General features: G+C 48.1%; 2 protein-coding genes and 1 pseudogene. 2 read left to right on the forward strand and 1 reads right to left on the reverse strand.

The features are described 5' to 3' along the window. A partial coding sequence (locus BOW51_RS10525) for a GlcG/HbpS family heme-binding protein (RefSeq protein WP_078477669.1) occupies positions 1–308 on the reverse strand: 308 nt, incomplete at its 3' end. Positions 309–511: 203 nt separating this feature from the next. Between BOW51_RS10525 and BOW51_RS10530 the strand changes: the two genes are divergently transcribed. Both BOW51_RS10530 and BOW51_RS10535 read left to right on the forward strand, forming a co-directional pair. Then, entirely contained in the window at positions 512–1,117 is a 606-nt protein-coding gene (locus BOW51_RS10530; protein ID WP_078477670.1) for an NAD(P)-dependent oxidoreductase, read from the forward strand. Beyond that, a pseudogene (locus tag BOW51_RS10535) lies at positions 1,101–1,616 on the forward strand (glycosyltransferase family 2 protein); the annotation flags it as partial. The gene BOW51_RS10530 and the pseudogene BOW51_RS10535, both read left to right, overlap by 17 nt. Between the last annotated feature and the right edge of the window lie 98 nt (positions 1,617–1,714).

Consider the following 1,714-nt stretch of genomic DNA (forward strand, 5'->3'; position numbering starts at 1 on the left):
CCCGGAAGCGGAATCAGTTGACCGCCTGTCATGGCGTTGAGTGCATTGACGAAGCCACGCTGAAGGTCATCCTGAGCGTACCTGTCTGCAATCGTACTTGAGTCGGACGCGATGCCGAGTGCGCCCCATGCCTTTGCCTGGGCAATTTGCACGCGCAGGAAGGAGACGCCATTTTCGCGCTGAAACGCCTTCAGATGGGCGCCGGAGTCCAGTACCGCTACAGCAATTGGCGGCATCTCCTTTTCACGGGCTGTTTGCAACGTCTTTGCAATGAGTTCGTTTGCCTGCTCAAGTGTTAGTTCAGTCATAGGTTTTCCATGCGTTTAGGGTAATGATTATTAAGTGTTATGACTCATATAATTTTCACATGATGAAATGAATATAGTGTTTTTTTCAGCAAAATATAATTGAGTCTGTCTCTATGTATAGGTTATTGTATCTATCGGATTTGATTATGTACGATTAAATTTCAGATAAAATAATTCAGCCAATATAGGCGAATACTAGAAATATGAGTGGAAAACCTGCTGTTCTCGTTACGAGAAAACTACCGCAAGCCGTTGAAGAACGCTTGACCCGGGATTATGACGCTCGTCTGAATGCCACCGACAGAATTTACAGTAGCGATGAGTTGATCCAGCTCTCCGAAGGCGCCATCGCCGTTATTCCATGCCATACCGAAAAGCTCACAGCAGAAGTTATCGCGCAACTGCCAGATTCAGTGCGTGCAATCTGCAGTTTCTCTGTTGGCTACGACCATATTGACCTCGAAGCGGCACGCGCCCGCGCTATTACTGTCACAAACACACCTGATGTACTCAGTGATGCCACGGCTGAAATTGCCATGCTATGCATGCTGGGTGCGGCGCGACGTGCACATGAGTCCGCACGTGAGACCCGTACTGACAGCTGGGCCGACTGGAGCGCGACACATCAGCTTGGTGTGCAGATCACCGGCAAGCGCCTTGCTATTATCGGCATGGGGCGAGTAGGGCAGATCATGGCGAAACGCGCACGTGGCTTTGACATGGAGATTCACTACTACAACCGTACACGCCTTGATGAGACACGCGAAAATGGCGCTATCTATCATGGCACTGGTGTGGGTACTGGATGATGGGAAAAGAGAATGGCTCAAGGAATTTTGCAAAGAGCACAATGTCAATTACCTGACCCGTGAAGATAATTCACACGCCAAAGCTGGAAACCTTAACGATGGTTTGAAGCATGCTTCAGGGGAATTGTTTGCGATCTTTGATGCTGATTTTGTTCCTTTGTCTGACTATTTGAAAAGAACAACCGGTTTTTTTGTCAACAATCCGGATGTCGGACTAGTCCAGACACCTCAACACTTTTATAACCGTGATCCAATTCAGTCAAATCTCTATCTGGACAAACTTTTGCCCGACGAACAGCGACTCTTTTTTGATGTCATGGCGCCATGCAGGGATCGTTGGAATGCAGCATTCTGCTGTGGATCCTGTTCTATTACGAGGCGCAAGGCGGTTGATGAAATTGGTGGAATTCCTACTTCCTCGATTACAGAGGATCTACTCACAACCCTGTCTCTGTTAAAAGCCGGCTACAAGACAATCTATTTAAATGAAAAGCTCAGTCCAAGCGTGTCTTTGATCTCGTGATGTAAAACGGGACATCCAAGTCGCCCTTTTACACTCGATCTTCGACAGCCTTTATTGCCCCGGACGCCCTGCGT

This window comes from Solemya elarraichensis gill symbiont (genome assembly GCF_002021095.1).
Taxonomy (GTDB): Bacteria; Pseudomonadota; Gammaproteobacteria; order Chromatiales; family Chromatiaceae.

What these genes read in the sequence shown, in the direction of transcription:
- BOW51_RS10530 (WP_078477670.1), top strand. Translation starts at nt 512, where the DNA reads ATGAGTGGAAAACCTGCTGTTCTCGTTACGAGAAAACTACCGCAAGCC.